General features: G+C 58.0%; 22 protein-coding genes. 16 read left to right on the top strand and 6 right to left on the bottom strand.

The genetic code is table 11. From position 1 onward, the window contains the following. The gene (locus AA309_RS37685; RefSeq protein WP_084731206.1) at positions 1 to 132 is read left to right on the top strand and encodes an integrase core domain-containing protein; all 132 of its coding nucleotides are present in this window, start codon (positions 1 to 3) and stop codon (positions 130 to 132) included. A gap of 1,000 nt (positions 133 to 1,132) precedes the next feature. On the opposite strand, the gene AA309_RS13185 is transcribed toward AA309_RS37685, so the two are convergent. Further along, positions 1,133 to 1,834 carry a lytic transglycosylase domain-containing protein gene (locus AA309_RS13185; protein WP_047189613.1) on the bottom strand — a complete coding sequence of 234 codons (702 nt, stop codon included), beginning with the start codon at positions 1,832 to 1,834 and terminating at the stop codon, positions 1,133 to 1,135. Positions 1,835 to 2,117: 283 nt separating this feature from the next. After that, positions 2,118 to 3,557: a TadE/TadG family type IV pilus assembly protein gene (locus AA309_RS13180; RefSeq protein WP_047189461.1), complete on the bottom strand. Its 1,440-nt coding sequence runs from the start codon at positions 3,555 to 3,557 to the stop codon at positions 2,118 to 2,120. A gap of 179 nt (positions 3,558 to 3,736) precedes the next feature. On the opposite strand from AA309_RS13180, the gene AA309_RS13175 reads away from it, so the two are divergent. Continuing rightward, the gene (locus AA309_RS13175) at positions 3,737 to 4,207 is read left to right on the top strand and encodes a TadE/TadG family type IV pilus assembly protein (protein ID WP_047189460.1); all 471 of its coding nucleotides are present in this window, start codon (positions 3,737 to 3,739) and stop codon (positions 4,205 to 4,207) included. Continuing rightward, positions 4,182 to 4,829: a TadE/TadG family type IV pilus assembly protein gene (locus tag AA309_RS37680; protein ID WP_047189459.1), complete on the top strand. Its 648-nt coding sequence runs from the start codon at positions 4,182 to 4,184 to the stop codon at positions 4,827 to 4,829. Before AA309_RS13175 ends, AA309_RS37680 begins: the two co-directional genes overlap by 26 nt. Before the next feature lie 138 nt (positions 4,830 to 4,967). Here AA309_RS37680 and AA309_RS13165 read toward each other — a convergent pair whose 3' ends face one another. Together AA309_RS13165 and AA309_RS13160 are read right to left on the bottom strand one after the other, a co-directional pair. Then, positions 4,968 to 5,498, bottom strand: coding sequence for a retropepsin-like aspartic protease family protein (locus AA309_RS13165; RefSeq protein WP_047189458.1), 531 nt, complete (start codon positions 5,496 to 5,498; stop codon positions 4,968 to 4,970). A 298-nt stretch (positions 5,499 to 5,796) separates the two neighbouring features. Then, on the bottom strand, positions 5,797 to 6,096 hold the full coding sequence (locus AA309_RS13160) for a hypothetical protein (protein ID WP_047189457.1): 300 nt from the start codon (positions 6,094 to 6,096) through the stop codon (positions 5,797 to 5,799). A gap of 499 nt (positions 6,097 to 6,595) precedes the next feature. Here AA309_RS13160 and AA309_RS13155 point away from each other — a divergent pair, with 499 nt between their 5' ends. The 4 genes from AA309_RS13155 (at position 6,596) to AA309_RS13140 (ending at position 9,578) form a co-directional block, all read left to right on the top strand. Continuing rightward, on the top strand, positions 6,596 to 8,125 hold the full coding sequence (locus AA309_RS13155) for a type II and III secretion system protein family protein (RefSeq protein ID WP_047189456.1): 1,530 nt from the start codon (positions 6,596 to 6,598) through the stop codon (positions 8,123 to 8,125). Positions 8,126 to 8,193: 68 nt separating this feature from the next. After that, entirely contained in the window at positions 8,194 to 8,544 is a 351-nt protein-coding gene (locus AA309_RS13150; protein ID WP_150117539.1) for a hypothetical protein, read from the top strand. A 73-nt stretch (positions 8,545 to 8,617) separates the two neighbouring features. Next, positions 8,618 to 9,013 (top strand): helix-turn-helix domain-containing protein, encoded by a 396-nt coding sequence (locus AA309_RS13145; RefSeq protein ID WP_160310456.1) that lies wholly within the window; start codon positions 8,618 to 8,620, stop codon positions 9,011 to 9,013. Next, complete coding sequence (locus AA309_RS13140) at positions 9,006 to 9,578, top strand: IS630 family transposase (RefSeq protein ID WP_244470343.1); 573 nt, start codon at positions 9,006 to 9,008, stop codon at positions 9,576 to 9,578. Before AA309_RS13145 ends, AA309_RS13140 begins: the two co-directional genes overlap by 8 nt. A 238-nt stretch (positions 9,579 to 9,816) precedes the next feature. Here AA309_RS13140 and AA309_RS31985 read toward each other — a convergent pair whose 3' ends face one another. Next, positions 9,817 to 10,287, bottom strand: a complete 471-nt coding sequence (locus AA309_RS31985; RefSeq protein WP_084731198.1) for an A24 family peptidase — start codon at positions 10,285 to 10,287, stop codon at positions 9,817 to 9,819. Positions 10,288 to 10,831: 544 nt separating this feature from the next. Here AA309_RS31985 and AA309_RS13130 point away from each other — a divergent pair. The 9 genes from AA309_RS13130 to AA309_RS13090 all read left to right on the top strand — a co-directional run bounded on the left by AA309_RS13130 (position 10,832) and on the right by AA309_RS13090 (position 20,594). Further along, positions 10,832 to 11,011: a Flp family type IVb pilin gene (locus AA309_RS13130; RefSeq protein WP_047189453.1), complete on the top strand. Its 180-nt coding sequence runs from the start codon at positions 10,832 to 10,834 to the stop codon at positions 11,009 to 11,011. Positions 11,012 to 11,192: 181 nt separating this feature from the next. Next, complete coding sequence (gene cpaB / locus AA309_RS13125) at positions 11,193 to 12,113, top strand: Flp pilus assembly protein CpaB (RefSeq protein WP_084731197.1); 921 nt, start codon at positions 11,193 to 11,195, stop codon at positions 12,111 to 12,113. A gap of 116 nt (positions 12,114 to 12,229) precedes the next feature. Further along, a complete protein-coding gene (locus tag AA309_RS13120; protein WP_047189452.1) occupies positions 12,230 to 13,438 on the top strand; it encodes a CpaE/TadZ family protein in 1,209 nt (402 codons plus the stop codon). A 35-nt stretch (positions 13,439 to 13,473) separates the two neighbouring features. Further along, positions 13,474 to 14,865 (top strand): TadA family conjugal transfer-associated ATPase, encoded by a 1,392-nt coding sequence (locus tag AA309_RS13115; protein ID WP_047189451.1) that lies wholly within the window; start codon positions 13,474 to 13,476, stop codon positions 14,863 to 14,865. Positions 14,866 to 15,186: 321 nt separating this feature from the next. After that, on the top strand, positions 15,187 to 15,828 hold the full coding sequence (locus AA309_RS13110) for a type II secretion system F family protein (protein ID WP_160310455.1): 642 nt from the start codon (positions 15,187 to 15,189) through the stop codon (positions 15,826 to 15,828). A gap of 7 nt (positions 15,829 to 15,835) precedes the next feature. Continuing rightward, positions 15,836 to 16,765, top strand: coding sequence for a type II secretion system F family protein (locus AA309_RS13105; protein WP_052954687.1), 930 nt, complete (start codon positions 15,836 to 15,838; stop codon positions 16,763 to 16,765). A gap of 101 nt (positions 16,766 to 16,866) precedes the next feature. Beyond that, on the top strand, positions 16,867 to 17,262 hold the full coding sequence (locus AA309_RS13100) for a tetratricopeptide repeat protein (RefSeq protein WP_244470342.1): 396 nt from the start codon (positions 16,867 to 16,869) through the stop codon (positions 17,260 to 17,262). A gap of 772 nt (positions 17,263 to 18,034) precedes the next feature. Then, positions 18,035 to 19,786 carry a hypothetical protein gene (locus AA309_RS13095; RefSeq protein ID WP_047189448.1) on the top strand — a complete coding sequence of 584 codons (1,752 nt, stop codon included), beginning with the start codon at positions 18,035 to 18,037 and terminating at the stop codon, positions 19,784 to 19,786. 229 nt (positions 19,787 to 20,015) lie between these two features. Beyond that, a complete protein-coding gene (locus tag AA309_RS13090; protein ID WP_150117537.1) occupies positions 20,016 to 20,594 on the top strand; it encodes a hypothetical protein in 579 nt (192 codons plus the stop codon). Between the two features lie 602 nt (positions 20,595 to 21,196). Here the strand turns inward: AA309_RS13090 and AA309_RS13085 are convergent. Next, positions 21,197 to 25,543, bottom strand: a complete 4,347-nt coding sequence (locus tag AA309_RS13085; protein ID WP_047189446.1) for a beta strand repeat-containing protein — start codon at positions 25,541 to 25,543, stop codon at positions 21,197 to 21,199. Between the last annotated feature and the right edge of the window lie 914 nt (positions 25,544 to 26,457).

The following is a 26,457-nucleotide window of genomic DNA, read 5'->3' as shown; positions in this document are numbered from 1 at the left end:
ATGGCTGATGCCAGGCAGCGGATTGAGCAATGGAGGAGAGATTACAATGACACCAGACCACATATGGCGCTTGGTGGCTTGACCCCAAACGCCTTCGCCCAACAAACTTACCAAGCCCGGAAAGTTGCATAGGCCGTGGATCATAAACGGGGGCAGGTCCAATTGCCGATCAGACTAACAGAAAGGCTGGACCACTTCGCCGTGTCACTTCACGTTCGGCCCGCTCTGGCAATTGCATCAGGTGTGCTGCCAGTCGATAGGCGCGAAAGCTCACTTTCGGCACGGTCGAAAGTGGCTCTCGGCTGTGGAATCAACTTTCTCAGTCCGGAGAACATCTGCCTTGAAGATCGCCTCGGCTCCCGGCTTGATGCTTTCCGCCTGACGCAGAGCAGAGACATCTGTTCTTGGGCGAGCCTCATTGCTCATCGAACCGGCGCTGCTCCGAATTCTAGCGCCTAGAAAATCCGCGCTTAGATTGTTTCTGTTCGCGGCAACCGAATCAATTGCACTCTAATAGTCGTTGTGCTGCTAAAGAGAGACGCTGGTGCGGAGCGCTGCAAGCCTGCTAGATGCGAATTATTTGCGTCGGCTGCCTAGATATTGCTGAGCAATGTCGAGCAGAAGATACACGGGCCATGTGAGCAAGAACGCTACCGCTGGAGCTATGCCCTTATCCTTCACGTCATTGGGTGGAGCTGTCATCAAAAGTATGCCTCCAATGGCGATCGACGTATAGAGCTGCCACATCACCAAAATCTCTCCTTTGCTCCATGCCTCGGCTGCACCTCAGAGGCTATACCGCTATGCTAGGCGTTTGTTCCCTTCCACCGACCGACGCCGTGACTTCTGTGAGCAAAGTCTAAAGAACACCATCTTTGCAGATGTGATGCAGTTACGCAACATCAATCCGTGGCTGTTCCCGACCACCTTTCATATCAGAAGCTCTATAAGTAATACTAAGAAGCGGCGGGCTGCCTTTGTTTCTCTATTTGCGAGCTATCCGTGGCGGAAAGGCAAGACAGGGACTTCATGGGTCAGCTCTCGGCTCTGTACCGGCGCAACCTCTCACATCGTCAGATCTTCCAATTCGCATCCTGATAAAATTTCTTTTTAAAAATGGAATCCTAGACAATCACATCATCGATATCGAGACGAACCTTTGTTTGAGCACACGCTTGCGGGTTTCGTGGGCCGCCCAGAAAGCCTGGCTTCGTGCTCGACCTGATGAACGTTCCCAGGCATCTGCGCTCTGAGCCCGGTTTGCCGCAATGAGCGAATGGGAGGATCTCAATATGTTCCGTTGAGAAGGCCTGACGGGCCGTACAGCGTCAGACGTAGCGCGCTCCAATCTGTGACGAGCAGCCGCTTGAGGAGCGGACCTGAGAACAGCCGAAGGATCGCTGTTTTCTCCACGATCCTCCCAGACTGAAGCAACATGGAGCCAAGCTTTCCGGCAATATTCTGCGCTCAGCGCACTCATTTTCTCGGAGCCATGGCCGGCGCGGTACTTCATGAGTGTGCGGCAGAGATCTCCGTTTGCAAGGCGCCAGGCCTGCGCCAAGTATCTTACGCCGTAGCGGATGTTGGTTTCAGGATCAGCGAGGTCGGCGGGTGTTCCCTTGAAGCCCAGCATTGCGGCAGTGGATGGGCGGACCTGCATGAGGCCAATCTCTCCGACGCTCCCGATAGCGGCAGGGTCATAAGAGCTCTCGACCCTGACGACAGCATCTGCGATTGCAGGCGGCAAGCCGTTGACGTCAGCTTCACGCAGAATGATGGGCAGGAAGCCGGATCGGCTCGGCGCACGGGGCACTCGATCGGATGTCTGAGACATGTCCGGCAGACTCGATCCCCGTTCTGCGAAGGGGAGAGCCATGGCAGGACCGGCGCTCTGAGCATGTAGAACTGTGGAGTTGATCGCGAGAAACACGCACACGATAGCTGCCGTAATCTGCAGAATCTTGGTCATTGCTCCTACCGGTTCCCCATGCTGCCTGATAGCAAGCTTCCGCGCTCTTGATTAAGATATTTCTAGTGGCTCTTCGAGCGATCAGCTCCGCATGGGCCGCACCGGTAGAGCCCAGCAAGCCTGAGATGAAAGGCGAGATCCTTCCCTTTTACGGATTGGGGTAGAGCTGAACGATGTGATGGAGTTTGCCCTCGTCGTCGTTCGCAGTGATCTTCTTCACGAACTCCAGGTAAATTTCCTGCCCTTGTTCCGTGGGTTCAGTGATGAAGAACTGGCCTATATCGGCGTTCCTGATCGGTGACTTGGTGGAGTTGCCGACAAGCCACTCGGCATTCGTCTCGCAATCGATCAGTGCGGCGTAAATTACGCGCCGCTGCCAGTCCTCCGAGCTACCGATACCCTTGCTGATGGCGCAGGTTGGACCCATTTGTTCGGGCCCGGTCACCGCTGGTTTCGTCCTCGTTGGCCTACCATCGGAATCAAGGCCCAGTTGTGCCATGTAAACATCGAAGCGGGTTGTGAAGCCGCCCGTATAGGTTCCGGCTCCATGGTGATGATTCCAGTAAGTCGTCGCGTCCCAACCTCCCGTCCCGAAGGGGCTGTCGTTCCCCCGGCAGCCGCCGGCCTGGGCGAAGCACGGGTCTCGCGGCATGACTCCGCCGTCACGAGGGTAGGCGTCGATAGGATTCGACTTCACGCAGGCTCCGCCTGCCGGGGTAGGCAAAATCCCTTTGAAATTGTTCGGGCCAGGGGGGATTTTGGCGTCTGCATCCGGGTTGTTGTCCCAGATGTCGAACCGGGCATTGAAGGCTTCTTTCACAATCCCTGACTTACTGCCCTGAACCGGCGTTAGAGCATTGACATAGCAGACATTGGGAGAGCTTGCGGCAAGTCCTTTCTGCAGGAGATCCTGTTTATCGTTCGGACTTGCATTCGGCGGGTCCAGGAGCCCGAAATTGCCCGGACCCCAGCCACTGCCAGGTTGCTCCTTCACACGTATCATCATGCCAGGAGTCAGAGTGATCCCGCTGGTGGAACTGGGCAGGCACATGAAAAGCGGCTGGACCGCGCAGGCGACGGTGGTCGAGCCTGCGGTGGCACGGGCCATCGTTTCGAATTCTGTGTCGCTGGAAAGGGCCCGGATCAGCGTGGTGGCTGCGCTTGCGGTATCCGTTATCGCTTGCACGAAAGCCGCCTTCTTGCTGTCCGCGTGACCTGGCGTTTCGTTGAGGTAATTGCCCGCCGCGAGGTCGCTCCAACTGGCGGCATAAACCAGATCGACGATCTTGTTGTCGCTGGACCACTCCTGAGCGAACTTGGCGCCATTCATCACAGCCCGAGCGGCATTGGTGGCGCGCTGGATCGCATCATCTCCGCCATCGAGTTCCCTCGCGGCCGCCAAGGCTGCAGCATCCGCCAAGGACTGCAGCTCGGTATGCATGCCGACATAGCGCCCGAGATCGATGGAGAGACCGAAGATGGCGATCATGACAGGCATGGCGGCAGCGAAGTAGATCGCTGCGACACCTTGCTCGTCCGATCCGAACCGGCGCAAGAACCGGCAAAATCTCTGCTGCCTCGCCATCATGTACGCCCCCTCCCGCAGAGGACAAGAAGCCTCTGTCGACGGGAGAGGAGTTTGCAGCATTCTCCTGATCGTTCGATCTGATAATGAGGATTACTTCCTATGGATAGCTTGGAGCTCCGAGATCGGAAGTCTAGGATCGATGAGAAAATATGGCCAGATCCAATAGGGCTGGAGGGGGAATGCGAAAGCGACGGTTCCGACTTGTGCGCGCCAGAAATGTGCTCGAGTGTGAGTCCGGCGCAGCTCTTGTCGAGATGACGGTGATCCTCCCGGTTCTCCTCATCCTGTTCGTGGGTGGTGTCGAGTTCGGGAGGGCGCTCACCTATCACCACGCGATTGAAAAGGCAGCGCGGGATACAGGCCGATATCTCTCTCGCCTTCCGGAAGCTCTCGCGTTCGATCAGACCCGCGCCAGGAACTACTTCCAGTACGGATTGTTCACGTCGCAATTGCCCACCCAACCACCCGCGCCAATCACGAGACCGGGGCAGCTCGATAGCTTCCTCGTCGAGCGGGCGACCAGATTGAGCCGGACCAATGTCATCGTGAAGGCGGACGTGAGATATCGATTTGATCTTCTGACCTTCGTCGGCCTGGGCCCGGAGCTAACGTTCAAGGTGCAACATGAGCAGCCGCTCATCGAAGAGTAGGTTTCTGAAGGACACGAGCGGCGCGGCGATGATCGAGGCCACGCTCATCATGCCGTTGCTCCTTCTGCTTTCGCTGGGAACTGCAGAATTCGGACTTTACCTGTACCAGTGGAATGCGACGTCCAAAGCAACGCAGATCGGGGCCCGGTGGGCGGTGGTCAACCCGCCGATTTCGGCGCAGTTGGATGCCGACTTAAAAAGTACAGGGTGGTGGCTCCCTGACACGCTCGGGAAAAGCTGCCGGCAGATCGCCTGTCAACCTGCCCCCGGCGTCGGCTACGATTGTCACTCGGGGGTCCCCGGATGCAATATGACTCCGATCCTCGCGCAGATGCGGCGGGTGTTCCCTAGTCTCCGGGATGAGGATGTTCAGGTCACGTACGAACCATTCCCACAAGCCGGGGCCTTGGGTTTCGTCGGCCGCCCCGGTGGCGTGCCGGTGTCAGTGACGGTCGGAATCAGGTGCAGGGAGTTTGAATTCGGGTTTCTGTCCTCTTGGTTTCCTGGTGGGTGGGTCACAACCGCGGATACCGAAACTGGGTGCAGCGACCAAAACGGCCTTCGAATTCCGGCGTCAGCGACGCAATTATCCAGTGAATCTTTCGGAGCTACGACGTTTTGATCAAGCCGAGGACGTCCTCAGCGTTATGCAGATTCGCCGTTGCAATGATCCGATGCTCCTGTCCTTAAAGGGCATCATTAGAGCGAACCGGAGGACTGCGTCAGCGAAAAGCCGGATCCACTTCTTAAGCACGTTGCGCTAGTTGCGGAGGTTCAGGCGTCCTTGTGAAATGTCGAATCCACTCAGTCGCCTGAGAAAGCTCATTCCCAAGAGGCTCACTTCAAGTCGGCCCTTTGGCAGGACGATTGCTTCCACATCCCGAACGATCAGTTCCCTGATCTTGATCTCGCTGATGCGGAAGGGGGCTCCCTCTACAACGCCATTGGCTGTCGATATCCTAATCGTAAAGTCCCCGGGGCTCAGTCTGGCGCCCACGCGCTCGGCATCTTCATAGGTTAGAGCCACGACACTCGCGCCGGTGTCCACCACCATGCGGACAGGTTGGCCATCCAAGGTTGGCTGGAGATAAAAGTGTCCTCTCGGGTCGGCATCTACGGTGACGGGGTTGTCGTCCGCCCGGGTGAACTTCACGCCGCGCCGTCTCGCTTCGAATTCCTGAACGGTCTCTCCAATGCGGGGCGTCAATGTCGACGCCTCTGTCGCAATGGCGGGAGCAGAGCGACCAAGCGATACCAAAGCAATGACCAAAAGCGGGTATCTGCGGATCATGACCACCTCGATTTGGTCAGTACAGCCAAGAAACGCCTCCCGCGCAATCCTTCTCGCCGGGGAATTAGTATGTATCAGGCCGCTCCGCTTCCGGGACGCATGGAAATGATTGGGCCGAGTGTTGCTATTCAAGGACATGGACGGCGCGGGAGAAGCAGCCGGGGTCTTGGCGAATGGTTGCGGGGTTGTGCGACTCCTCCGGGATGAAGCGAGCGGCTGCTTTGAACGAGCTCTGGGAGAAAAGGCCCCGGGAGCGGCGGCTGTCCGTCGGCGAAAAGCAGATGCTGCCGCTGGGATTTCAGCACCGATGCACGCGCACCTGCTGGTCCATCATTTCACCGGTCATATAGGTCGTGGTGGTGCATCCGCCCCGGCGCCAGCCCTGGGGCGGCTGCAGAGCAAATCGCGGATCGACGATGACGGGTGGAGCCTCCCGAAGAGAGCCGGTCGTGTCAACATCGGGCACGGCAGGTTGCGGGCTGGAATAGATCTCCGGAGGCGGGTCGACATAATGCTTGCGGACCTGCGCCTGTGCCCCGATGGTGCCCAGGCTCAGGCCTGCGGCAAGGATTAGAAGTGAGTGTGGGAGCGACATCATTCGTCTCTCGAGTTTTTTGCTTTTACTTTAAGTTGAAAGAGAGATCTTGGTTCCCGAGGCGCCTGCACCGTTCAGGATTGATGTCCGCCAACTGCGGAATATCATTCCAGATCAAGGCTTTATGTGAAATCCGCCCTTGCCGCTCGTGGCAATGCTGTCGATGCGCCGGAATGTAGTGGAATAGGAAGATGGGTAGGTGTTTCATTATGTATTATACAGTAGTCGCTAAACTGATTATCCGAAAGTAGCAATCAAGGCATATTATTTTGGAACTATATAGATTTGGCTTCGTAAATATTGTGGCCAACGATGAGCGATGGCTATCCTTCAAAGGTGAGGGGTTCTCTGCTTAGTCGACGTGGCGGCTGTGTCATTTTCGCCTCACTGCTTCACTTCATGCGTCTGTCTTTACCAAGTCCAGTTCTTAAGCTTGCCGCTACGAGGTTTGACATTTATTCAGTTAAGTAAGCGAAATGGCGGATAGTGTTGGCGAGGGGCGATGGCCAGGCGGATAGGGCTAAGGCAGGTAATTACCAGCATTGCTGCGTTTGGGGTTCTGGTCTCGGCGCCGTTGGAATTCGGCTTCATGGCTCCCGCCCAGGCCCAGTCCCAGGATGCGGCCCCGCGCGCAAAGCTCCTCCGCGTTCGGCTCGCGAACAACAAATCCCAGGCGCTTCGCCTCGATTATCCTTTTACTGATGTTCTGGTCGGGTCTGCGGAGATCGCTGACGTGATCCCGTTGAGCGACCAGACTCTCTATATCCTGGGGAAGAAGACCGGCACGACGAACGTCTCGATCCTCGACAACTCGAGGCGGGTGATCGGCGTGGTCGACGTCGAGGTCGGGCCCGATATCGGAAGCGTTTCGGAGAAGATCTCGGCCGGTGCAGGCACTACCGGCATTCAGGTTCGCAGCAACGGCGACCAGCTCGTCCTGGAGGGAACGGCGGCCGATGCGGTAACCGTCGACAAGGCGGTCGAAATCGCCAAGGCCCTCGCCCCCGGAGGTGTCGTCAACGCGACGCGCGTTGCCTCGCCGCAGCAGGTGATGCTGAAGGTGCGCTTCATCGAGGTGAACCGGAGTGCGGGCCGGGAGCTTGGTATCAGGTATGATTATCTCGGGCGCCGGACCGATGCTTTTATTGGGCAGGGCGGACGCGACACTGAGGGAAATCTGCTTCCTACTTTGCTGAGCGGCTCGGTGCCATTCGCGCATGTTCTGTCCCGGTTTGCCAACAACTCACGCATGCTGGACGTTCATATCGATGCATTAGAGGCAAAGGGGCTCGTCCGGCGCCTCGCTGAGCCAAATCTCGTGGCCATGTCCGGCGGCACTGCGACTTTTCATGCCGGCGGTAAGATCCCGATTCCGGTCGCCTCGACAACTCAGGCAGGCATCCCAACCATCACGGTGCAAATGGAGCCCTTCGGTGTCAGGCTGAACTTCACTCCGACCGTCCTGTCCAACGGCCTGATCAACCTGGATCTCGCTCCCGAGGTCAGTGATATCGATGAATCGATAGCGGTACGGTCGAGCGGGATTTCGATACCGGGAATATCAGTCCGGAGTGCGAGAACATCCGTTGAACTGCGGGACGGGCAGAGCTTTGCGATGGCAGGACTGCTTCAGAACACCACCGAGCGAAATCTCGAGCAGCTTCCCTGGTTAGGGTCCATCCCCGTTCTCGGTGCGCTGTTCCGCAGCACGGAGTTCCAGTCGCGTGAGACGGAACTCGTCGTCATCGTGACGCCGCATCTCGTGAAGCCCGGCAAGCCTGGGGATCTCGTGGCGACGCCGCTCGATACGACGCTGCCGGCCAACGATGCCGACCTGTTCCTCACAGGCAAGCTCGAGGTCGAGAAGCCGGGTGATCCGTCCGCCGCTTCCCCGACGCAGGAGTGGATCTTGGCGAACCGTGAGAAGATCAAGGGACCATACGGCCATATTCTGACTTCTCCGGATGTTGTGCCTGTCGCGGCCGTCAGATCCGCGAGCACGAAGCCCAATGTCGTGAGGGCGAAGAACTAGCGCGAACGCGCTCCGATGGTGGTGATGCCAACGGCGTACAACAGGCCCGCAAAGCAAGGGATTGAACGATGATCGCTTATGCAGTGATGGGGCGGACGGCACTAGCTGTAGCCCTCTCGACGAGCAGCCTGACCGCATGTTCGGAATACATGGACCGCAAGAACACGATCGCATTCAGCGCAGGAAATGCCGTTCAGACCAATGTCGTCACGCATGTCACTGATCCGTGGCCGGTTCATTCGGCCAACAAGGACATTGCGTTCAGTGGTGAACGGATGGCTCGCGCGGTTCGCTGCTACCAACTCGGGCCGAAAGACGAGTCCTCTGGCGGCGGCAGCAGTGGGGTGACGGTCAACGTCAACGGCGGGGCAGGCGGAGGTGCATCTGCTGAAGGAGGCGGTTCGGGCTCTCAATGTTAAAGCGCTTTGACCCGGGCTTGAATCCGTTGGGATGGGCTGTGCGTTGATCGGGCATGCGGCACAGAAGGTCAGCATGCCCCAGCCCTATTCCGCCGATCTGCCTGAACGCGTTCTCGTTGCCTGTGAGCGGGGCGGTGGCAGCCAAGTCGAGATTGCCCGCCGCTTCCAAGTCTGCCCCGCCACCGTGTCGAACTGGCGCCGTCAGGCGCGCGAAGAAGGCCGGCGCCAATCCAAGTCGCACAGTGGTGGCGTGCCGCCTCGGCTGGATGCGAGCGCCCTTCAGGTGCTGCGCCAGCTGGTGATTGAGGACAATGATGCGATGCTGCGTGAGTACGCCGAGCGCCTGGCCGAGAGAACCGATGTGACGATATGTCTGGCGGTGATCTGCGAGGCGCTCAAGCGCCTCAAGCTGCGCCCCAAAAAAGACGCGTTGGGCGGCCGAGCAGGATCGGCCCGGGATCGTGAGTGAACGCGAGGCCTTTCGCCAGCAGATGACGCAGATTCCCGCTCGGTGGTTGGTCTTTCTCGACGAGAGCGGGGTGACAACCAAGATGGCGCACACGCATGCACAGGCCCCGCGCGGCCAGCGGGCGTACGGGACTGTCCCACTCGGCTCGTGGCAGCGGCTGACGGTGTTAGGGGCACTCGGGTGTGACGGTCTGGTCGCCACGATGAGCATCGAAGAGTCCACCTCCACGCCGGTGCTGCTGGCCTATCTCGAGCAGGTATTGGTGCCAGCTCTCAAAACCACTAGGCCGGATGCCATCCTGGTGATGGACAACCTGCGCCCGCATCGCGCCACGGAAGTGGGGGAGCTTCTCGCCAAGGCCGGAATTGGGCTCATGTATCTGCCGCGCTATTCGCCCGAGTTCAATCCGATCGAGCACGCCTGGGCCAAGACGAAAACGCGGCTCAAGGCGAAAGCCGCCCGCAGCCTGGAGATCCTGGAAGCCGAACTCAAACCAGCCCTCGACACCATCACCGCCCAGAATGCCAGAGGCTGGTTCAGGCACGCTGGCTATGCCCTACACTGATCCCAAATTCGCTTTAGGGCGTTCAACAGAACTTGTGTTGGATGAGGCGCTCGTCTCTGCCTGCCCGAGACATATCTTCTGATCCGCGATCATCCCGCCCATCGGCATAGGGTCGCGCAAGGTGGCCCATTGCTGCCGGTCCGCCGGTCCATGGTGCAGAGCTATTGGAGAGCCGCAGTCAGATGGCCGCGGCAGATCGGAACATGGGTGCCAAGCGGTTTGACCCGCAGCTCGCATTTCAAAGAATGATGCTTGCGAGCGAAGCCCCAACCCAAGCCAGTGAAATCGTCGGCCCATAGGGCACCTTAACACGGCCATTGTCGGTACGGTATGGGAGCAAATGAAAACTGGCTCCCGTTGCGTAGCCCATTGCGAGCATGCCGAGCAGCATCGCGAAGACTGTCGCGTTCTCGATGCCCATCCAGAGAAAGGCGACTGCGAGGAGCTTGACGTCCCCGCCGCCCATCATGCCGAACCTGTACATCACGAGGCAAAGACCGAACATCGCGAGACCGAAGAGCAGGTGCGATGTGAACGCGTCCAGGTCTCCGTTTACCAAGTAGAAAACGCCGAACAGGGCCAGCAGAGCGAGCACCACGTGGTTGCGAATGCGAAAGTTGCGAAGGTCGTCAATGACGACAAGCACGAGGATCGGCATGACGACTGCCAAAGCCTGAACTTGGTGAAGTGATGTAATTTTTGAAAGCATTCAGATCCAGCGCGGCAATTGTGAAGTGCAGCTCCAAGTATAGGCAGTAAATCAAAGCATGCACAAGGGCAGCATTTGTCACGCGACAACGCACATTGCGCTAAAAACGGGCCATCGTCAGCTTGAACTGGCCAACAGCAACGAACAGCCTTGGGCGCGACGATGCGCAGTATGAGGTTCGTCACAATGGCGTTGGAAGCAAATGGGCGGGCCTTTTCGCTGTCGAACAAGCCGATGCATTCGCTTCCCATACTTCAGTCGTCCTGCTTATGGACCGGTCAGTGGGCATCAGGTTTTGCGATACTCAAAGGAAGTAACCCTAAGAGGATAGTTAAGGGGCTTAATTGCCGTGAGTACCAAATAAGAGATGAAAGACTTGAATAATGGCTACCCCATCAGAGACATGATGAGCGTGAAATGCTTCGTTGACTGTGAATAGTTTCTGAACTTTGAATATTCGTACTGGGGGGCGGCAGTATGTGCATGAAGATCCCCAGCTATATCTCAGGCAGTACTTTCTGTCTTCACAAGGGGAATATCAAACATGTCTCAGTTCCTGAAGCGCTTCGCTCGCGATGAAGAGGGTGCGTCCTTGGTCGAGTACAGCGTGCTCATCGGCCTTATCTCGGCTGCAGTGATCCTTCTGATCGGTACTGTCGGCGGCAAGGTTACCAATGCTTGGACCCGCCTCAATACCAACATGAATGGTGCTGCCTTCAACTAGGACTACTACTCCGGGCACGGATATCTGACATCGCGAAGCGCGCCTGCTTTCGAGCGCGCTTCGTGTCTTCAAGTTTCGGCTGGGTCAATTGATGCAGGAGCATCCCTGGCCGGAGGGAGTAACTGGCATTCGGAAAGCATGAGGCTCGTCCGGTGTAGGCATCTTCAATGGGGGCGGGACAATGAGAGCAAGCAGTGCAATCGCGCTTTTGGTCGCTATCATTTTCGGAGGGCTCGCAGCCTTCCTTTCAAGAGAGTTCCTCTTAGGATTGGCAACGCCGCCAGCGCCGCAGAAGACTGGCACGATCGTCGTTGCGCGGCAGCCGCTCGAATTCGGCGCGAACCTGACCCCAGACAACCTGCGCGAGATCGAGTGGCCTGGTATTCCCCTTGAGGGATCGTTCGCGACAATCACGGACCTGCTGAAGGACGGGCGTCGCCTCACGTTGGTGTCGATGCAGAAGAATGAGCCGATCCTGGCGTCCAAAGTGACTGGGCCGAACCAGAGGGCGACCCTTTCCACTCTGATCGACGAGGGCATGCGCGCGGTGTCCGTGAACGTGGATGAAGTCCGTGGCGTCGCCGGTTTCATCCTCCCCGGCGACCGCGTCGACGTGGTTCTGACTCGTGAAGAGCGCGGAGGTGCTGGTGCCGGCGGAGCCGTTGCCGATGTGCTTCTGCAGAATGTGAAGGTCTTGGGCATCGATCAGGTCGCCAACGAGCGGACCGACAAGCCGACCCTTGCCAAGGCAGTGACCTTGGAACTCAATCTGCAACAGTCGCAGAAGGTCATTCTCGCTCAAGGTGTAGGAAAGCTTTCCTTGGTCCTGCGCCAAGCAGGCGAAGGTGAAAGCGCCGATGCGCGCCGCGTGACCTTGTCCGATTTGGGCCTCTCTGAGGCTATCGAAGCCAAGAAGACTGACGAAAACGACGATCGGTTCGCAAAGCTGGAGGCGCAGCTGGAGGAAATGCGCAAAGCGGCCTCAGCTCCGCCTCCGGCACCCATTACCACGCTGGCGAAGCGGGATGATCGGGTGATCGTCAATGTCATCAGAGGTGCGTTGAAACGGGACGAGTACACGGTCATGAGCGAAACGCGGTAGGCCCTGAACATTGGCCTTATACCCGCCAAGCGACTGCGTACCGGTTCTCCCGCAGAGTTGGCTGCCCGCCGGCGGACGATGAATGCGGCGAATGAATCCAACCCGGAGGACAAGACTTGACGTACCAGCTTTTACCTCATCGTCAGAATCTCACTACCAAGGTCGACTCTGTGCCCACCTTCGTGATCCAACCGAATTCGAGCGCCTCACAAGACGATCTCCTGGTCAAGCAACTGGCGGGACTTGGCCGTAGAGCCAACGTGGCGCAGTCTCTTAATGAGGTGCGCAAGCATCCGGACTACGGCAAGGGGAAGAGCTTCGTCTTCGTGCCGAACGAGGCCGGCGACGCGTCGCTCGCCGATGCGGCAATCCGCTTCGCGGAGGCGGAAAGCCAGAATGCCTTTGTCGTCTATATCACCGACACCATGTCGGCGGATGCCTATAAACGCCTTGTTCGGACAAATGCGGGTGAATGGATCAAGTGGGACAACCTATTGCAAGAAATCAAGGACGTGTTCCACGGAGCAGGGGGGACGCAAACGGGATCCGCAACCGATAGCGCGACGATCATCAGTTTCTTGCCGGCCAAGGGAGGTGTCGGGAATACGACCCTCGCGCTCGAGACGGGCGTCTATCTGGCCTCTACCCAAAAGCGGGATGCGCGGGTGGCCGTTCTCGATCTCAACTTTCAAAGCAGCACGCTCGCCGATTACGTTGATCTTGAGCCGCGTTTCGACATTGCCGAGTTTATTGACAGGCCGGAACGCCTCGACGCTCAGCTCGTCGAGATCTTGTCGAACAAGCACTCCACCCAGGTTGATATCTTTTCATGCCCGCCCCGGCTTGCGCTCAGCCACGATATGCAGGCGGAGGTAATCTTTGCTCTGCTGGACGAGATCAGCAAAAAATATACCTATGTTCTGCTGGATCTACCCAATTACTGGCATCCCTGGTTCGACAATGTGTTGCAGGGGGCGAGTGCAGTCATCGTGACAGGCGAGGGGACAGTGCCTTCCATCAGGCAGATCGCGAACAAGCAGAAACACTTAGACGAGCTGTCGATTGGGCCAGACCGTGCGGCCATCGTCATCAATGGTTGCCAGACCAACTTCCTGGGGCGCATCGACCGTAAGTCCGAGATCGAGAGAACCTTTGCTGGGCGGCAAGTCTTCTTCGTGCGGCGGGATACGGACGCAGTGACTGAAGCTGCAAATACAGGTCGCCCCATGATGCAGACTTCACCGCGCAGCTCGATTGGAAAGAACATCCGGCGCATAGGCAGCTGGATCGAGTCCATACAGACTCATTCATTGAAGGCGTCCTAAGCCGGTGAAAGGCAAGAGTTTCTAGGGGGACAGCAATGCGTATCAGCATCTCGGACAGGTGGCGGCAGACTGCGACGCAGGTAAAGCTCGTCGAGCCGGAGAAGCAGCCGCAGCCCAGCACGGAAAACAAGCTCTATGAAGAGCTCGTTGCATCCAAGCCAGCTCTGATCGACCAGAAGGTCAAGCTGCACGGGAGGATCATCGACGAGTTCAACCTCGCTCTCCTGGACAAGGTGGCTCCTGAAGAACTAGCAAGACAGGTCAAGCGCTTCGTCAGCGACTATGTTCTGAGCGAGCGTATCGCGCTGAACCAGAAGGAGCTTGAGGCTTTTACAGAAGAGGTCTTGGACGAGATGCTCGGCCTTGGCCCGATCGAGCCGCTTCTCAAGGATCCAACGGTCAACGATATCCTGATCAATACGCATGCCTCTGTCTATGTGGAACGCTACGGTCAGCTCGAAGCCACGCCGGTCCGCTTCAAGGACGAGGCTCACCTCTTGCGCATCGTCAACAAGATCGTCGCGTTTGTGGGCCGGCGTGTGGATGAGTCCTCGCCCATGGTCGACGCGCGCCTGCCCGACGGATCCCGCGTCAACGCCGCGGTGCGACCGATCGCTGTCGATGGTCCGCTCGTCTCCATCCGCAAGTTCTCGAAGCGCCCCTTTTCAATGGACCGTCTGGTCGATATTGGGGCACTCAAGCCTCCAATTGCCGAACTGCTGAAGGCTGCGGTCCAAGGCAGAATTTCGATTATCGTGTCCGGCGGAACAGGCTCCGGAAAAACGACGATGCTGAATGCTTTATCCAGCTTTATCTCCCCGAAGGAGCGCCTTCTAACAATCGAGGATGCGGCGGAACTGCAACTGCAGCAGCCGCATGTTGGACGCCTGGAGACACGTCCGCCCAACGCAGAGGGCCGCGGTGAAATCAGGCAGCGTGAACTTGTGAAGAATGCGCTCCGTATGAGACCCGACCGGATCATTCTCGGCGAGTGTCGCGGTGAGGAAGCATTCGACATGCTCCAGGCCATGAACACCGGCCATGAAGGATCCATGACGACCATTCACGCAAACACCCCGCGCGATGCCGTTCGCCGCATGGAGCAGATGGTCGGCATGGCCGGCATGCCAATGTCACCCAGTGCGGTTCGTGGTCAGATTGCATCCGCCATTCAGCTGATCGTTCAACTGCAGCGCCTGAGTGATGGCAAGCGGCGCCTGATGAGCGTCACGGAAATCACCGGAATGGAGGGCGATGTCATCCAGATGCAGGAGATCTTCCGCTTCGTCCGGGAAGGTGTGGACGAGCAAGGCAACATCAATGGTTCGTTCCGGGCTTCGGGCGTGCGTCCCAAGTTCCTCCATGAACTGCGATCACACGGGATTGAGTTGCCGGGTAATTATTTTGATCCCAGTGTCGCTCTGTGAGGCATGACGATGGTTGAGCCCTGGCTGATCTACTTCTTGATATTCGCGGCGGGCTTCCTGCTCGTGCAGTTTGCCTATGCATTTGGGTCCGGTTTCCTGATGACGCGTCGGCGCGCCAGTCATCGCTTCTCAGCCTTGAGTGACTCGAGGCCACGGCACGAGGAGCGTTTGCTAGAGGTGGCGAAGCAGAGAACGCTGGGAAATTGGTTGACCTCGGAGCCTTCAGGTAGATTTCAACTGCTCCTGCTGCAATCCGGGATGAGCCAACGTCTGGCTCAGATCGGAGTGGCATTCGTCATACTTTGGGTGGGACTGTATCTGATGGTCCAGTTCTTGCTGTGGCAGCCTCTCGGAGTGGTCCTGAGCGGTGCAGCGGCGGCTCTGTCCATCATTGGCTTCCTGCTCTTCATGCGGACCCGACGCATCGGGCGCTTCGCCGAGCAACTCCCTGACATCATCGATGTCATCGTGCGGAGCTTGCGCGCCGGGCATCCGTTGCCTGTTTCGCTGTCGCTTGTTGCAAGAGAGATGCCTGATCCAGCTGGGAGCGAGTTCGCGCTTGTCTTTGACGAGGTAACGTATGGCCGTGATGTTCGTGACGCTCTCGGCAATCTCTATCGTCGTGTCGGGTACGAAGATCTTGGGTTCCTGGTGACCTCGATCGCGGTCTCGTATCAGACTGGCGGTAACCTGGGAGACATATTGGCCCGCTTGGCAAAAATGCTCCGTGAGCGATTCCGGATGAAACGGAAAATCAAGGCCTTGTCTTCCGAAGGGCGGTTCAGTGCCCTGGTCCTTTCCCTTTTCCCTTTCGTGATGTTTGGCATCATCAACATGATCAATCCGAAATATTACGGCGATGTCTGGGGAAGCCCGTACTTGACCCTCGCTGCGCTCACAGGAGCCCTGCTCCTGACCGTCGGCAACTTCATTATGTACAAAATGGTGAACTTCAAGTTCTGAGGCGGCAATGTCCAACCAAACGCTCCTTTATTGGACGATCCTAGGCCTCATCTTCGCCTGTGTTACGCTGCTATCCTTTGGTAGCGCCACAATCGTGCTGCGCCGGGGCAGGCTCCGTCAGCGCTTCGGAGCCGTTGGAGTAGGCGCGGCAGGAACCGCCCCACCTCCCAGTTCTCTCGGCAGGACCATTCAGGCGAAACTGGAGCCGAGCAAGATCGGCGTCGATGTCGAGGAGCAGAGAAGGCTACGGATCGAACTTATCAAGGCAGGGTATTTTTCTCAGGACGCGGTAGCGATCTTCACCATCTCCCGGTTGCTGATCGTCATTGCCTTTCCTGCCACATTGTATCTTGCAACGTTCAGCACGCTCAGCCAATGGGCGCCGTTGGAAAAATTCGGTGTTCTTGCCGGCGCCTTTGTTCTCGCCTATTACCTGCCGAAGGCATATATCGACCGTCGCCAGAGAATACTTCAGGAACGGTACCGTCTGACATTTCCCGACTTCCTGGATTTGCTGGTGGTTTGCGTCGATGCCGGCCTGAGCCTCGAGGCCGCGTTGGAACGCGTTACGACCGAACTTGGCTCAAAGCAGCCTGAGCTTAGGGCGAATCTCGCGCTGATGGCGGGGGAAACTCGGGCCGGGCGTGGAACGATCGAGGCACTCCATGGCTTCGCCGGTCGCTTGAACTTGGACGAGGCCCGTTCGTTTGTAACTCTGTTGCAGCAATCGCTCGAGCTCGGGACGGACATTTCCCAAGCGTTAACCACTTACAGTGAGGAAATGCGGGACAAGCGGATGTCCCGCGCCGAGCAGAAGGCCTATGCTCTTCCTGTGAAGCTCGTGTTGCCTTTGGGACTCTTTATCTTCCCCGTAATTATGATAATCATTATGACGCCTGTGATAATAAGGCTTCTTCAGGTTGCAGATAAGTTCTAATGGCGGGGGCAATGCATCGTTCAAGTAAACTGGTTGCAGTGCTGTCTGTAGCATTGCTGGCTGGCTGTCAGTCTACTGACGGCTCAGGGGGAAGCGTCTCTTTGAACGGGACAGCTATGGAAGAGGCGTTTGTCGCCACGGACCAGCCCGAACGCGTCGGCCGGGAGCAGTTCGCCCGCGGGAACTATGCGTTGGCTGAACGCTATTTCCAGAGCGCGGTCGAGGCAGAGCCGGGGAATGGGGATGGCTGGCTCGGGCTTGCCGCAAGCTATGACCAACTCGGTCGCTTCGATCTTGCTGACCGGGCCTACGGGCAAGCAGTCAAGATCAAGGGACAGACCCCACAGGTTCTCAATAATCGAGGATACTCCTATCTCCTAAGAGGGGATAGAGCGCAGGCTGAACGGTACTTCCGGAGAGCCCGCTCGATAAATCCTAACGATCCTACGATCAACAACAATGTTGCTCTGACGAGACTTGCTCCGCCTAACCTATAATTCAGGCTGCATTTCAGAATAAAAAATATATTCATCGCGGTTTCCTCGAGGGCTGGAGAGCGTGACCTGACAGTGAGCTTTGGCGCTCTCCGGCGCCGCAGGCGTGAATTCTGCGGCGCTGTCGACCGATCCGGAGGATTGCTGCATGAAACCTGGCATTCAAAATTTTTGATGCCTCAAAGCCGATCGACTTCGAACGCTGGAAGCATTGATGGCACTTTGCACACAGAGCTAAGGCGGTGGGCTTCCTGCCTGCCAGCTGAGGGGCTATCATTCCGAATGGGTTGGCCGGTCGCGGATTCACGTTGGCTGCCGAGAGAATGGCAACGGATACAACCTTCCCCTGCAATGCCTCGATTCTGTCTCAGTGACGCTCGTCAAGCCACGTCCCGAGTCGTCCGCAAGCTCGATGGAGACGATGGTCATGCGCCAGCGGCTACCGATTACAGTTGATGAAACGCGGTCTAGACGTTGCGCTCCTTGGCCCACGCCGAAACGCCTCGCCATGCCGTCAACGTGAACGCGATAGCTGGCTTGGAGCATTTGCGCATCAGTAGAGGATAAGGACAGTATTCGAAATACCCGTGGACACTTCTATGCAATTCCGGCCGAATGGAATTTCCGTTGTTGTCAGAACACAATTATCGAGCATGCCTATACTTGCCTTGTCACTGTTCAACTGGTTAAATCAGTCAACACAACGGAAAGTCCGTAGCATGAGCCTTTGCGGAGAACGGAGCGTCGGTATGCACATTTCACGCTGGTGCGTACAATGCTGACCTTTAATCTTCGTGGACCTGCTCTTGAGGGAAGACGATCGATCCTCCTTGCGTCTCTCGTCCTTGTAACACTCACGGCGGCTATCAAATTCCCATCGGCACAGCTCTACGAATCATTCCTCGACACCGATGACGCCCTCCGAATCGTCCTTGTCCGCCAATTGCTTGCCGGGCAGCCTTGGTTCGAGAACATTGTACCAAGAGCATTGCCGCCTCACGGCCTTGATATTCATTGGTCCCGTCTGGTCGACGGCGGCATCGCGGCGCTGATTCTGATGTTTCGCACGATGATGTCGCCTGCCGGTGCTGAGGCTGCAGCTCGCTTTGCCTGGCCTCTGCTTTGGCTTGTTCCTGCAGTCATCGCCGTTCTGTCGATGGCGCGGCGACTCGGCGGTAGTGCGGCTGTCATCGTTGCGCTGCTTTTGCTGTTTTTAAACCCGCCCAACTTCGTCCAATTCATTCCCGGGCGAATTGATCACCACAATGTTCAAATTGCTTTAACTTTGATCGCCACGGCATGCTTGATCTTTAGCGATCGAGGTCGGTGGGCTGCTGCTGGAGCCGGCCTCGCTAGTGGAGCTGTTCTAGGCATCGGATTCGAGGCGCTTCCCTTTGCGCTCCTCACCGCAGCCGCAATGGGTATCTGGTGGGTGATCGTTCCAGGCCGGCAACAGCATTTACGGTCCTATGTCTTGGCGTTGTGCGTGTCTGCCGTCGGGATGCACGTAGCCCAGACCGCCCCCGCACACTGGCTCGGAACCGCATGCGATGCGCTTGCCTGGAATGTGGTCGCGGCCGTTCTCGCAGGAGGCATTTGGATCCTCCTAGCAAGTTTTTCAGCACGACTGAGCCACGCACGCTCAAATCGGCTTCTTGCGCTCGCAGGTGCCGCCGGGCTCGCGACGGCGTGCTTTCTCATATTGCGGCCGAATTGCGTGCGGGGGCCTCTTGCGGATGTCGATCCACGGTTATGGCCGCTTTTTCTCGATCACGTAGAGGAGATGAAGCCGTTCTGGACAATTCTGAAATTTAGCTGGTTGGAGGTAACCGCCTACTGGACCCCATTTTTTGGGCTGGCGACACTTGTCATGATGCTTTGGAATGCTGAACGAAGGGCACAGCCGCAATGGGTGATCATTCTGACCTTTGCCCTTGTGACGACAACTCTCGGAGTTTTGCACGTCCGCATGTCGTCGTATGCGGTCTGGTTTGCAGTTCCGGCCATAGCAGGCGCCGCTGCTCAGGTCCGCTGGATTCGTGATCGCGCACTCGTGCCGAGCATCGTTGCCGTACTATTGGCTTCTAGCCTTCTCCCCGCAGTGCTTGTTGCGAGCCTGGAGACACCTCGGTCTGTATCGCGGTCGTGCAGCCCTCAAACCGACGTGCGGGCGCTTGCTGGCCTGGAGCCCGGACTCGTCTTTGCTCACCTCAATCTTGGCTCGGCAATTCTCGCAAACACGCCGCACAGTATCGTTGTTGCTCCCTACCACCAGATGACGGAGGGGTTCATCGCCTTCCATGAAATCATGGAAGGTACGCCCGCCGCAGCTTACCGGCGTATAGGTGAGCTGGGTGTTCAGTATCTGGCGATGTGCGTGCCCCAAAAAGTACAGGAGGCTAACAATCTCCCGACCTTGCTTGCGAATGGTGAAATTCCTGAATGGCTCGACCTTGTGCAAGAGGACGGAGAACTGCGTATCTATAGGGTCCGGCGGGCGCGTGGGGGAAGTCTCGTATCAAGATAGGCGATAAAGTTGGAAGCAGGCGGGTTCTGGCTGATGCGGGAGGATATCCTCGTCATCGTGCCGCCAGGACGGGGAAGGGCATGCTCAAGGACACCGATCCCGACAAACGCTCATCTCGGAACATCGGCTTGCATTATTCATATAGCATTGACAATTGCTAAGAGCTTGCTTGGTATCCTCCTGGCCGGACCTGATCCGATGAACGTGCTCGACTGCAGCTGGAGGGCGGATGAAACGACGAGTGCTCTTGCTACTCAGCCTGCTTCTGGCGCAGCCAGTGGCTGCCCAAAGTTTTGTAATCGGGGAGGGCGGATGGCATCTCGAGCGTCTCGCGGACGATTTCGTGCTTCTGCGCACGGATGTGCAGCAGTTCGAAGCGTCGAGCCGGCTCTCTCGTCAAGGTCTCCTAATGCTCACCTGCGAGCGGCAGGCGCGTCGCATCCGATTTCAGATCGGTAGTTCGCCGCGCCTGCCGAACACCCAATTCTCCGAGCTAGGGCGAGCCCGCGTCCGTGGCGAGCGCGCGGGGGCCTCGCTCATGCTCAAAGCGGTACACCCGCAGGTCCGCTTCTTCCAAGATGGAAGTTTTGAGTTTCTCGAAGCAATCGGCTTTAGCGACGCCGTCATGCGGGAGTTCCTGCGCCTGCTGCAGCAACTGCCCGCTCAGCTCGAGATTGTGCTCTTCAAGGGCCCCGAAACGCGAGCATTCCTGCGTGGCACGGCGCTGCGCTTCCACTTGGTGCGCCTCAACGAAAGCCTTGGTAATGTTTATGGCTTCGAGGGATTGTGCTTTCGTGCACCAAAGTGAAGGACAGTCCGGAACAACGCCCGTATATAGCTACGTTGTTACAAGAGACGCGAGTGAGGGATCAGAGCGTCTTTACCCCTCTGCGTTAAGACGCCCTCGCGGGTCATCAAGGCAGGTGGCAATATCGCTCAACTGCCCCAAACGGCAACTGCACCTAATAGATGGGGCGCAGGCCGCCACACGGTTGCCGTGAGCCTCGGCATCTCACACGGGCACTGCGCCTTTCCCTCACGGCGGCGCGCATAGCAGGCGATCTCGTTGATGATCACTCTGGTGGCTCGATAGGTTCTGTACCAAAATCGGTGGCCGAAGCTCCGGTTGTCATTGCGACGGCTATCACCAGTCCAAGAAAGGAGCGCATTGAATACATCTTGCTAGAGCATTTTCCGGCGAAGTGGATCCGGTTCGCCGTCAGAAAATGCGGCAGAACAATGAGGAGAGCCGATTCCACGTAAGGGGAAACGGCTCTAGAGCAGCGCATCGTGTGGAAAACCGGGTCCACTTTTCCGCACGATGCGGTAGAAACAGCGAGGGCCCGGTCATACCGGGCCCTCGCTGTTGTTGGCCTGCTGCAAGGAGCAGTTAGTTTGACCCGACTGGCCTTATGCGAGGAGCCAGTCGTATTTCAGGAGCGTGCCACCAGTAGCATCCGAAACCAGGGTGAAGTGGGACACATCATACTGGCCTTGGAGGCGGATGGTGGCGGTATCTTCTCCGTCGGTCACTGTGAGAACGCCGCCGAACCCATTCGCATGAGCGGCGTAACTCAGGGTGGCGTTCTCCCCGATATCCGAAAAGTCGAAGGCATCGCCTGCCCCGAAGCCGGTGACGGAGCCAGTAAACGAGTCGCTGTCCACGAGCTTCAATGTCCCGTCACCGTGGCCCATGTCGACCTTGACCGAGGCCGCGGCCCCAAACGCGAGGGTGGCGCCGCCATCGATCACGGACACACCGTCTCCGGTGACGGCACCCGCGATGGTGACGTTGCCGCCATGGGCCCAGATGGTCCCGGAGTTCATCAGGCCACTGGTGACCAGCAGGCCTCCACTGCCGGTGGCGGAGAGTGTGCCGGAATTGACCACTGCGTTCGTGCCGGTGTCGATCACGAGCGCGTTCATGCCGGTGGCGGTGATCGTGCCCTGGTTGTCGAGGATCATCTGGCCCGCGCCGATCTGACCTGAGCCCGAGATCGTGTTGTCCACGTTCGTCAGCTTGATCTGCATGCCCGTGCCCTGGATCACGTTGCTGGACGAGTCCGACAGCGTGATCGCGCCGCCTCCGGTGAAGGTGACATCCTCCTTGATCAGCTGCAGGAGCGTATCGCCGCCGGTCGAGTTCATGGTGAGCTCGCCTGCGTTCGTGATCACACCGCTCAGCGGCAGCATGGAGCCGTCGCCTAGCGACATGGTGGTGCCTTCGGCGATGGCCACCTGAGGCTCGACATTGAACACGAAGTTGGCATCCGTGAGCTGACCGGGGGAGACGTCCTTAATCGTGATGCTTGCGCCGTCAGCCAGCTGGATCAGGGCATCCCCGCTCTCATCGGCCGCGACCGTCAGGTCACCGAAGCTCGCGACCCCATTGAAACCTATCAGGTTTACTTTGTCGTGGGCCTCGAACGCGTAGATCACGACTTGGCTCGCCGGGTGAGACACAACGAAGGTGTCCTCACTGCCATTCGCACCCGTCAGGACGTCGTCCCCGGACCAAGCGATGATCGGCGAGCTGGGGGCGAACGCTTCGATGTTGTCCAGAACGGTAGCTGTCCCGGTCGTGCCGTCGGTATTGGTCCAGCTCATGGCCACGTTCAGCACCTCGGCTCCGACGTATGTGCTTGGCGTAGTGACCTTGAGGGAGGACACATCCGTCGTTGTCACCACCCAAGAACCGTCCTCCTTTTGGATTGCACCGTCCAGGGCCCATCCTGACGGAAGGTTCGCAATAGTGACTACAACCTGTGCGAAATCGCCGCCCGGATTGGTCAACCCCAAATTGATCGGCTCACCAGACACACCTGCGGGCGCTTTTCCGCTTGCTGTTGCTGTAGCGATCAACGTTCCGCTAGAATTTTTCTCTGTTGCGGTTACAGAAATTGGCTTCCCATTGGCACTGGCCGGTACCGATGACGTAGACCAGGTACCGTTATTCGCATTGACGGTAGCCGATACTGTAATGGGCGTATTGTTATTATCCTGGTAGGTAACCTGGATCGTAACTATGCCTGTTGCAGTTGCACCCGTGTACGTTCCAGAAACGACGCCACCACCGGAATTGGTCAATGCGTCAGCCGGGTTGGTAAAGAAGACTTGCAGCGCCGTATCGTTGGCGCCCTCAATCGTAACACTCACGATCTTCGGGGTTCCGTCCTGAGAGTAGACGGTGAAGGTATCAGTCAAGGACTGGCCATTATTGAGAGAATCGACGGCCAAATGATTGTTGTTGAGCGTGTAGGTCCAAACGCCTGCTGCCGACACTGTGTAGGTGCCGTAGCCATTCGCACTCGCCGCCGCCGTGGTAACCGCTTGGAACGCATCGTTCGTGTTGTCCACGTCCGTCGCCAATAGGTCACCCGTTGCTGTCGGCGTGCCGCCGCTGTTGGATGAGCCAGCCTCGACCACTGTTCCTGTAGACGTGCCGCTGATCACTGCCGCGTCGTTGACGTTCGTGAAGCTCACCGTTCCGGCGAGAACGTTGCTGTCGGCGGTGCCGTCATTGGCCTTAACCGAGAAGGTCGGAGCCGTCTCCCCACCATCGTGCACGAACTGCACCTGACCCCCCGCAAGTTGGGCTGAGGTGAAGCTCGTGACAGTGGAGCCGCCGATCTTGAAGGCGCCGCCCGTCACGTTCGACACCGTGAAGGTGTAGGACGAGTTGTCCGGATCGATTACCCCGAAGTTCGAGGCCGCCAGCGTAACCGTGCCGCCCTCCGACACCGTCAGCGTAGCACTAGTGACCACCGGACCGTCGTTGGTGTTGACGACGGTGAGCACGAACTCGCTCGAGGCGTTAGCCTCGCCGTCCGAGGCCGTGACGACGACCGTGTGGTTGCCCACGACCGCGTTGGTCGGGGTGCCCGAAATGACACCCGTGGCGGTGTCGATCGTCAGCCCATCGGGCAGACCCGTGGCGCTGTAGGTCACCACGTCGCCCGCATCGACGTCTTTGAAATGCGTTGATGCGTTGTACTCGTAAAACTGGTCCTCCTCCGTGGAATCGTCGGCGATCTCAGTGATGACACTCGGAATGTCGTTCGTGCCGGTGATCGTCACCGTTACGGTCTGGGTCGCGGTCGCGCCCTTATCGTCCGTCACCGTCGCCGTGAACGTCTCGGTTTTTGTCTCACCCTCGGCGAGCTTGTCAGCCGCAGAGCCGGCCGTGGCGTCGACCGTGTAGGTCCACTCGCCATCCGCGCCGATCGCAAACGAGCCGTAGATGCCCGTTGCCGACCCGCTCCAGGTCGCCGTCGCGCTGGTGTCGACGTCTGACGAGGTCAGCGTGCCAGAGGCAGACGGAGTCCCGGCGTCCACCGTCCCGTCGTCGTTGTGGCCCGCCTCACGCACCGCGCCTTCGTTCTGGCCTGTCGCCGTCGTGATCACCGGCTTATCGTTCGTGCCCGTCACGGTGACCGTGATGACCTGGGTCGCGGTCGCGCCCTTATCGTCCGTCACCGTCGCCGTGAACATCTCGGTCTTGATCTCGCCTTCGGCAAGGCGGTCCGCCGCGCTGTTGTTGCTGTTATCGAGCGTGTAGATCCACTTGCCCGTCGCATCGATTGCAAACGAGCCATAGGTGCCAACCGCCGAGCCGCTCCAGGTCGCCGTCGCGTTGTGATCCACATCCGACGAGCTCAGCTGGCCAGAGGCCGTCGCCGTTCCAATCACCATGGTGCCGTCGTCGAGGTTTCCAGCCTCGCTTACTGCACCCTGAGCCTGACCCGCTGCCGTCGCGATCACCGGGGCGTCATTGGTGCCCGTGACCGTCACCGTCAGGCGCGCCTGGCCGCTCGCTCCTTTATCGTCACTCACCACATAGGTGAAAACGTCACTGGCGCTCTCGCCCTGCGCTAGGTGATCGGCAGCGCTGCCGGTCGTATTGTTGAGTGTATAGGTGTAGCTCCCATCAGACTTGATAACGAGCGTTCCGTAATTTCCTACGAGCGTAACAGAGGAGCCTGCAGTGACCTGAGATGTCGCAGCATTGCCCGCGCCGGCTGCCGAGACAGCCATCTTTGCCGATGAATCAAAATCGAAGTCGTTGGCAAGGACATTGCCTGTCGATGGGCCACTGCCTGAGACATCGTCCCCAGCCTCGACGGCGGTGGTATCGTCACCCTTCGTGGCTATAGTCGCGTTGCCATACGCGTCCTTGACCACGACCTTCTCGATCGCGGAGACCTGAAGGTTCAAAGTTTTAAACGTATAAACTGCTTGGTCTGCTTGCCCGGTTTGAGCATTAAGGTGCGCCGGAACCCACTGGTTCTTGTAATACGCGATCTCCGCTTGAACGGCCGGATCACTTAGTTGCTGGGCACTGAGCCAAATCTCCAGCGTATCAGCATCCAGCGTAGTATTGACCTTGGACGAGCCCGAGCCGACAGCACCATTCCCACCATCGTAGACGTCGTAACCGGAAAAGCTCGTAGCACCGACTGTCGTGCCGCTTGAAGGTTGGTCCCAGGCGATTGTACCGGTCGAGGTCAAAGTGAATGTCTGGTCATTGCCGGTATAAACCTCTCCATCGATGAGCCACTGATTTTCATATGCCTTATAGATCAGGGTATCGGCTCCAGAGCCGCCGAGGACCGTGTCGAGTCCGCTGCCACCATTAAGGGTATCGGCGCCAGACCCTCCATTCAAGGAGTCTGTGCCTGCTCCGCCGCTGAGACTGTCGGCACCGGAGCCACCAATCATCTTGTCATTGCCGTCCGTGGCAGTGGTCGTGGTTGCCATATCAAGTCTCCTCCGCTGCGCACGGCGCAGCCAGTTTTGTCTCGGCGGGCTCAGTCCCGCCATGTAGTTTCAGGTTGTTCTGGAAGCTCAGCGCGAAATGTTGCTGCTCTGACTGATGGTCAAACCGAGCAGTGTCGCTGTAAAAGGCGCCCCGGCAACGTCGAACATCAGACCTAGTCTTCATGTGTCAGGAATTTTACTGGAGATCTATATGCCAGAAGATATAGATCGGCAGCCGATCTCTGCGGCACCGGATCAGTGGAGCGGCCTCACGACTCTTTCGTCGCGCTCCGCTGGAAACATTGGCAATGGGGCAGGGCTTCAGCCCCACATGAACCGTCGATATCGCAGCCATTCAGGCCCTCATGTGGAATCAGTCGCGGAGATTGTCTCCCGCGCGCGTGAGTTTCCGATTGGTGAAAATTGAGGTGGCTTTCGCCAAGGTCGCTCGACCAGAGGGAAGGACTCTCGTCCTGTCCCCGGACGCGTGACACGCCCTGCCTTTTTTGCATAAGCCGCTGGAGAGCGGGCCTGACAGTTAGCAATGTAAGTTCAAGCTTATCATCCGTGGAGAGGAAAGATGTCTATACCTCTCCGGGGGTAGTCTATCTTCAGGAAATGGCGGGGACGGCACCGACAGGTGCGGCGGATCGCCCCAAGAGTATCTCCAGATAGAGGGTCGGATCCGTCGCCAACTTAAGCAGGCAAGTGTTCGCCTTAACATACCGCAAGCTCTTCACCTCGGACGGCATTAGACCGCCATACCTCTGCTTTCTCCGATAGAAGACTGGCTTAAAAACCTTTCATCCTGCGGCAGATCTCCGGCACGGATATGCCGATCTCGACCTGGTGCGGGCCAAGTTGGTCATAGGTACAATAGTAGGCAGGGCATCACAGCCAGAGACCCGTTCAAC

Origin of the sequence: Microvirga vignae (assembly GCF_001017175.1) — a bacterium.
In the GTDB taxonomy this organism is placed as follows: domain Bacteria; phylum Pseudomonadota; class Alphaproteobacteria; order Rhizobiales; family Beijerinckiaceae; genus Microvirga; species Microvirga vignae.
The sequence above is the reverse complement of the archived record's forward strand: the minus strand, read 5'-3'. Positions and strand labels throughout refer to the sequence as shown.

Coding starts and splice junctions, on each gene's coding strand:
- AA309_RS13165 (WP_047189458.1), bottom strand. CDS start 5,498: ATGATCCGCAGATACCCGCTTTTGGTCATTGCTTTGGTATCGCTTGGT.
- AA309_RS13105 (WP_052954687.1), top strand. CDS start 15,836: ATGTCCAACCAAACGCTCCTTTATTGGACGATCCTAGGCCTCATCTTC.
- AA309_RS13150 (WP_150117539.1), top strand. CDS start 8,194: ATGATCGCTTATGCAGTGATGGGGCGGACGGCACTAGCTGTAGCCCTC.
- AA309_RS37680 (WP_047189459.1), top strand. CDS start 4,182: ATGAGCAGCCGCTCATCGAAGAGTAGGTTTCTGAAGGACACGAGCGGC.
- AA309_RS13155 (WP_047189456.1), top strand. CDS start 6,596: ATGGCCAGGCGGATAGGGCTAAGGCAGGTAATTACCAGCATTGCTGCG.
- AA309_RS13160 (WP_047189457.1), bottom strand. CDS start 6,096: ATGATGTCGCTCCCACACTCACTTCTAATCCTTGCCGCAGGCCTGAGC.
- AA309_RS13175 (WP_047189460.1), top strand. CDS start 3,737: ATGCGAAAGCGACGGTTCCGACTTGTGCGCGCCAGAAATGTGCTCGAG.
- AA309_RS13095 (WP_047189448.1), top strand. CDS start 18,035: ATGCTGACCTTTAATCTTCGTGGACCTGCTCTTGAGGGAAGACGATCG.
- AA309_RS13090 (WP_150117537.1), top strand. CDS start 20,016: ATGAAACGACGAGTGCTCTTGCTACTCAGCCTGCTTCTGGCGCAGCCA.
- AA309_RS13085 (WP_047189446.1), bottom strand. CDS start 25,543: ATGGCAACCACGACCACTGCCACGGACGGCAATGACAAGATGATTGGT.
- AA309_RS13115 (WP_047189451.1), top strand. CDS start 13,474: ATGCGTATCAGCATCTCGGACAGGTGGCGGCAGACTGCGACGCAGGTA.
- AA309_RS13145 (WP_160310456.1), top strand. CDS start 8,618: ATGCCCCAGCCCTATTCCGCCGATCTGCCTGAACGCGTTCTCGTTGCC.
- AA309_RS37685 (WP_084731206.1), top strand. CDS start 1: ATGGCTGATGCCAGGCAGCGGATTGAGCAATGGAGGAGAGATTACAAT.
- AA309_RS31985 (WP_084731198.1), bottom strand. CDS start 10,287: ATGCTTTCAAAAATTACATCACTTCACCAAGTTCAGGCTTTGGCAGTC.
- AA309_RS13110 (WP_160310455.1), top strand. CDS start 15,187: ATGGTCCAGTTCTTGCTGTGGCAGCCTCTCGGAGTGGTCCTGAGCGGT.
- AA309_RS13180 (WP_047189461.1), bottom strand. CDS start 3,557: ATGATGGCGAGGCAGCAGAGATTTTGCCGGTTCTTGCGCCGGTTCGGA.
- cpaB (WP_084731197.1), top strand. CDS start 11,193: ATGAGAGCAAGCAGTGCAATCGCGCTTTTGGTCGCTATCATTTTCGGA.
- AA309_RS13130 (WP_047189453.1), top strand. CDS start 10,832: ATGTCTCAGTTCCTGAAGCGCTTCGCTCGCGATGAAGAGGGTGCGTCC.
- AA309_RS13185 (WP_047189613.1), bottom strand. CDS start 1,834: ATGTCTCAGACATCCGATCGAGTGCCCCGTGCGCCGAGCCGATCCGGC.